General features: G+C 30.0%; 3 protein-coding genes. All 3 read left to right on the top strand.

Translation table 11 applies throughout. The features are described from left to right. Positions 1 to 72: 72 nt before the first annotated feature. The 3 genes from HMPREF2852_RS04575 (at position 73) to HMPREF2852_RS04585 (ending at position 6,377) form a co-directional block, all read left to right on the top strand. Positions 73 to 996, top strand: coding sequence for a tRNA modification radical SAM protein MnmL/YtqA (locus HMPREF2852_RS04575; protein WP_070606206.1), 924 nt, complete (start codon positions 73 to 75; stop codon positions 994 to 996). Next, positions 981 to 1,586, top strand: a complete 606-nt coding sequence (locus HMPREF2852_RS04580; RefSeq protein ID WP_070606207.1) for an isochorismatase family protein — start codon at positions 981 to 983, stop codon at positions 1,584 to 1,586. The genes HMPREF2852_RS04575 and HMPREF2852_RS04580 overlap by 16 nt, the downstream gene beginning before the upstream one ends. 531 nt (positions 1,587 to 2,117) lie before the next feature. Beyond that, positions 2,118 to 6,377 carry a 2-hydroxyacyl-CoA dehydratase gene (locus tag HMPREF2852_RS04585; RefSeq protein ID WP_070606210.1) on the top strand — a complete coding sequence of 1,420 codons (4,260 nt, stop codon included), beginning with the start codon at positions 2,118 to 2,120 and terminating at the stop codon, positions 6,375 to 6,377. Positions 6,378 to 6,427 lie beyond the last annotated feature (50 nt).

Here is a 6,427-nt window from a genome sequence, read left to right on the forward strand (position 1 = left end):
TTTCATCTACTTTGTCTACAGTCTGAGACACCTAAAAGGTGTCTTTTTTTTATATAAAAGTAAAATAAAATTATGGAAATAAATAAAAAAAGATATAGGGATGTGGATTCCTATTTTAAAAGAAAATTTAATAAAAAAATAATAAAAATTCCCCTTGATGGAGGATTTACTTGTCCAAATAGGGACGGAAAAATTTCAAAATTAGGTTGTATTTATTGTTCAGAAAATGGAGCGGGCGATTTTACAAAATATGATAATTTGGATAAGCAAATTGATTATCAAATAAAAAGATTAAAAAATCCAAAAAGAAAAGAAGGCTATATGGCATATTTTCAAAATTTTACATCAACCTATGGAGATTTTGAAAAAATTAAAAAATTATTTTATAAGGCTATAAATAATCAAAATATTATGGGCTTATCTATTGCAACTCGTGCTGATTGTCTTTCAGATGAAGTTATAGATTTGCTTGATGATTTGAATAAAAAAACTTTTCTTATTGTAGAGCTTGGCCTTCAATCTGTAAATGAAAAATCAATAGAATTTATAAACAGAGGCTATTCTCACAAGGAATTTGATAAGGGACTTTTAAAATTAAAAGAAAAAAATATAAAATGCTTGGCTCATCTTATAATTGGACTTCCAAATGAGGATTTGGATGATTATCTTAGAGCAATTTCTTATATAAACGAAAGAGAATTTTGGGCAATTAAAATTCACAATCTTTATATAGAAAAAGGTTCTAGAATTTATGATTATTATTTGGAAAATCAAAATGAATTTACTATGACTTTGGATGAGTTTGTCGATTATGTTATACTTATTTTGGAGAATTTAGATCCAAATATAATTGTCCAAAGACTAACCGGAGATGGACGCCGTGATAGAATTATTTGGCCGATTTGGTCAAAAAATAAGGCAAAAGTTTTATCTACAATTGATAAAAAATTAAAAGAAAGAAATAAAAATCAGGGGGATTTATGGAAAGAGAAATAGGAAATTTTTATATTGAAGGCTATAATTTTGACACAAAAACTTATGATAACAAGGAAAATACACTTTTATTGGTAATTGATTTGCAAGAAAAATTGATGCCAGCAATTTATGAATCTGATAAAATAATTAAAAATTCAGCTTGTCTATTAAAAGTTTTTGAAATGTACGGAATTAAAAAAATTGCAACAGAACAATATCCAAAAGGACTTGGCCAAAGTGTAGATGAAATAAAAGAAAATCTTGATAATGACCATATTTTTTCTAAAACAAGCTTTGATGCAATAACAGATGAAGTTTCTTCTTATTTAAAAGAAAATAAAATCACAAATGTAATAATAACAGGAGCAGAAACTCATATTTGTGTTTATCAAACAGTAAGAAGATTGTTGTTTGAAGGATATAAGGTTTTTGTGGTTGAAGATGCTGTATCAAGTTTTAATAAAGAGCAAAAAGATTTGGGATTAAAAGCTATGTCTGATATGGGAGCAAGCCTTGTAAATACAGAAATGCTAATGTTCGATTTGGCAAGTGATGCAAAAGATGAAAATTTCAAAGAAATTTCTAAAATGGTAAAAAATTTAAGAAAATAATTTAGCCTTCTTATGAAGGCACAGAACGTAGACAAACCCTCAAGCACGAATATCTGACTCCAAAAATTGTTGATTTCTAAATTTCAAAATTCTAAAATCGCAAACTCAAGCTACGCTCTCAAACAGTGCGATTTCTTGACGAATTTTGAAATTTGAAATCAAATCAATTTTTTACGTATGATATTCTTAGCATGAGGATTTGTATACATTTCAACAGTCTAAGCCTTCTTATGAAGGCTATTTTTGTGCTTATTTTTATTTTTTTTTATAATAAATAATTTCTAAATAATCCTTGATGAATTTTTCTTTTTATCTTATTATATATTGATACAAGTTTGGTGTTTTGTGTTTTAAAATTGTTAAAAATATTAGGTAAATTTGCAATAAGTTTACAAAAAATATTTTATATAATTTAATTGGCAAAACCGACTTATTTGCTTGTATTTGACTTTATTTATAATAAAATATATAAGGTAGATATTTTTATTCTATTTGTATTTAAATATTTTGATATATAGGAAAGGAAAATGTATGAATTTACATATGGGACTTGATGTCGGTTCTACGACTGTAAAGATTGTTATTACTGATGATAAATTTAATACTCTTTATTCAGTTTACAGACGACATAAATCAGATGTAAAACAAACAGTTACAAATGTTTTGATGGAGGCCTATGACAGGTTTAAAGATGATTATCTTACCGTAAATGTAACAGGCTCTGGTGGAATGTTTGTTGAAAAATATTTGGGCATTAATTTTGTGCAAGAAGTTATTGCCGAAACAAAAGCTATAAAAAAATTTATTCCTCAAACTGATGTTGTAATAGAACTTGGTGGCGAGGATTCAAAAATAACTTACCTCAAAGGCTCTGTTGAGCAAAGAATGAATTCTATTTGCGCTGGTGGAACTGGTGCTTTTATTGATCAAATGGCAGCTCTTCTTGATACAGACGCGTCCGGTTTAAATGAATTAAGCAAAAATTATAAAAAAATTTATCCAATAGCAAGTCGTTGTGGGGTTTTTGCAAAAACTGATATTCAAGCTCTTATGAATCAGGGGGCGAGCAGGGAAGATATAGCAATTTCTGTTTTCCAATCAGTTGTAAATCAAACAATTTCAAATCTTGCTTGTGGAAGACCAATAAAAGGAAATGTAACTTTCTTGGGAGGGCCGCTTCATTTTTTGAAGGCTTTAAGAGATAGGTTTATTGAAACTTTAGGCGAAGAAGAAAATAATTTTTATATTCCAGACGATGCCGAACTTTATGTGGCAAAGGGTGCTGCAATTTTATCTGAAAATGAAAAGCCAATTTCTTACAAATCTCTTATAAAATCTTTGGAAGAAGATAAAAAAGTTGATATGGAAATGACCAAGAAAATGGATAGGCTTTTTGAAGATGAAAAAGATTATGAAAATTTCAAAATAACTCACAAGACTAATCTTGTAAAATATAAAAATATTGAGGATTATGAAGGAGAAATTTTTCTTGGAATTGATGCAGGATCAACTACATCAAAAATTGTCCTAATCAGCAAAGACAATGAAATTTTACACCAAGATTATAGGATGAATTTGGGAAAACCTCTTGAAGTTGTAATTTCTATGTTAAAAGATGCCTATAAAAAAATTCCTGCAAAAGCAAAAATTGTTTCTTCAGGAATTTGTGGCTATGGGGAAGAATTTATAAGAAATGCTCTTCATATCGACAACGGCGAAGTTGAAACTATAGCTCATTATTCTGCGGCAAAATTTTTCAATCCAGATGTAGATTTTATTTTGGATATTGGTGGTCAAGATATGAAAGCCATGCACATTCGTGATGGAATTATAGATTCAATCCAATTAAACGAATCTTGTTCATCAGGTTGTGGATCATTTTTGTCAACTTTTGCAGCAAGCGTTGGTCTTTCTGTAGAAGAATTTCAACAAAAAGCCATTTTTGCAAAAGAACCTGCAGATTTGGGTTCAAGATGCACAGTTTTTATGAATTCAAAGGTAAAGCAAGCCCAAAAAGAAGGGTCAGATGTTTCTGATATAGCGGCAGGACTTTGCTATTCTGTAATAAAAAATGCCATCCAAAAAGTTATAAAAGTTCGTGACCCAAAATCTCTTGGAAAAAATATAGTAGTCCAAGGTGGAACTTTTTATGGCGATGCAATCCTTAGAGCATTTGAAAAATTATCATCAAGAGATGTAACCAGACCAGAAATTTCAGGCCTTATGGGAGCTATGGGTATGGCTTTGATTTCCAAAGAAAAATCAACAGGTCATTCCAAAATTTTATCAGAAAGTGAAATAGATAATTTCACTTATACTCAAAAGTCCGCAAGGTGCGGAAGATGTACAAATAATTGTTCCCTACAAATAAATATTTTCCCAGATGGATCAAGATTTATAACAGGAAACAGGTGCGAAAGAGGGGCTGGAGTAAAACAAGAAGAAACTTTGGCAGACCTTAATATGTACAAATTTAAAAATAAACTTTTATTTGATAGGAAGACTTTGGGAGAAAAAAATATTTTTGGAAAAGTTGGACTACCAAGAGTTTTAAATATGTACGAAGATTATCCTTTTTGGCATGAATTTTTCACTTCCTTAGGTTTTGATGTTATTTTGTCAGATGAATCAAATAGGAAAATTTATGAAAAAGGAATTGCAACAATTTCATCAGAAACTGCTTGCTATCCTGCAAAAATTGCCCACGGCCATATAGAAAATTTGCTAGAAAAAAATATAGATATGATTTTTTATCCTGCAATTTTTTATGAGTACAAGCAATTTGATAAGGCACAAAATCACATGAATTGCCCAGTTGTATCAGGTTATCCTGACGTAATTGAAAATAATGTTGATGGACTTAAAAATGTAAAATATTTAGCACCATATCTTTCATTTGAATCTGAAAAAATTATTGGAGATAGGCTAGTAGAAATTTTTGAAGGCTACGAACATGATGGATATGTTTTGAAGAAAAATCAAATAATAAATGCTGTAAAAAATGCTTGGCAAAAACAAGCTGATTATCATGAAGATATAAGAAAAAAAGGAAGAGAAATTTTAGAATATGTTCATGTAAATAAAGAAAAAGCCATCGTTCTTGCAGGTCGTCCTTATCATATAGATCCAGAAATAAATCATGGAATTCCAGAATTAATTGAATCAATGAGAATTCCAGTTTTATCAGAAGATGCCCTTGCTTATTCAACAGAAGATTTGGAAAAAGAAACAAGAGTTTTGGATCAATGGTCTTATCATGCAAGATTATATAGGGCGGCAGAATTTGTAGGCAAAGATCCTTGCCTTCAATTAGTTCAATTAAATTCATTTGGTTGTGGACTTGATGCCGTTACAACCGACCAAGTTCAAGATATTTTAGAGGCAAACGGAAAAATTTATACTTTGTTAAAAATTGATGAGGTTTCAAATCTTGGAGCTGTAAAAATTAGAATTAGATCATTAATTCAAGCTCTAGACCAACAAGATGACAAAGACCTTCATTTAAGAAAAAGAAAAGATAAAATTTCTTATGAAAATCATGAATTTACAAAAGCAATGAAAGAAGAAGGCTATACAATTCTTGCCCCACAAATGGCAAGAGAGCATTTTCAAATTTTGGAAAAACTTTTTAATGGAAATGGATACAAGATAGAATTTTTAAATAAAGTTGACGAGAAAGTAATAGATAATGGATTAAAATATGTAAACAATGATTCATGTTATCCTTCAATTACAGTTGTAGGTCAATTTATGGAAGCTGTAAATTCTGGAAGATATGACCCAAACAAATTAGCACTTCTTATGACTCAAACAGGAGGAGCTTGTCGTGCATCAAATTATGTAGGCTATATTAGAAAGGCACTAAAAGATGCTGGCTATCCACAAATTCCAGTTATTGCCTTATCAGCTCAAGGAATAGAATCACACTCAGGTTTTGATTTAAAAAAAGTTTCAAATATTCCTTTACTAGTAAATTCACTAAGAGCCTTGTTATTAGGAGATTTAATAAATAGAGTTTCAAACGCTACAAGACCTTATGAAAAAGAAAAAGGCTCTGTAGATAAATTGAAAGAAAAATGGATTGAAATTTGTAGAGATAATATTGTAAAAATGAGTTCAAAATCTTACAGAAAAATTATAAACGATATTGTAGAGGATTTTGATGAGATTGAAGTTTTAGATATTAAAAAACCAAAAGCAGGAATTGTTGGAGAAATTCTTGTAAAATATTTAAAAGAAGCAAACAATCATCTGCAAGATACACTAGAAGCTGAGGGAGCAGAAGTAATAGTTCCAGATTTGATAGATTTCTTTATGTATTGTCTTGCAAACACACAAATAAAAAAAGATTTATATGGAAAAAGTCCAATGACATCATTTTTTGGAAAAACAGCCATAAACACAATAGAATTTTATAGAAAGCCAATAAGAAAGGCTTTAAAAAATTCAAAAAGATTTGATGAGCCAGTCTATATAAATGACGTTAAAGACTTTGCAAAAGAAGTTACAAGTCTTGGTAATCAAGCAGGAGAAGGATGGCTACTTGCAGGCGAAATGATAGAATTAATTCATCAAGATGCACCAAATATAGTTTGTATACAACCATTTGGTTGCTTACCAAACCACATCACAGGCAAGGGAGTAATGAAAAAAATCAGAGAAATTTACCCACAAGCAAACGTAGTAGCAATAGACTACGACCCAGGTGCAAGCGAAGTAAATCAAATAAATAGAGTAAAACTAATGATGAGCCAAGCAAGAGAAAATCTAAAAGAAAATGTAAAAGCATAAAAAAATCTAGCATTTTGCTAGATTCAGAGCGTCGACAAACCCACCAATAA

Source organism: Anaerococcus sp. HMSC065G05, assembly GCF_001812365.1.
In the GTDB taxonomy this organism is placed as follows: domain Bacteria; phylum Bacillota; class Clostridia; order Tissierellales; family Peptoniphilaceae; genus Anaerococcus; species Anaerococcus vaginalis.

Bases quoted from the DNA above. Each gene is read 5' to 3' on its own strand.
- HMPREF2852_RS04585 (WP_070606210.1), top strand. From the start codon at position 2,118: ATGAATTTACATATGGGACTTGATGTCGGTTCTACGACTGTAAAGATT.
- HMPREF2852_RS04580 (WP_070606207.1), top strand. From the start codon at position 981: ATGGAAAGAGAAATAGGAAATTTTTATATTGAAGGCTATAATTTTGAC.
- HMPREF2852_RS04575 (WP_070606206.1), top strand. From the start codon at position 73: ATGGAAATAAATAAAAAAAGATATAGGGATGTGGATTCCTATTTTAAA.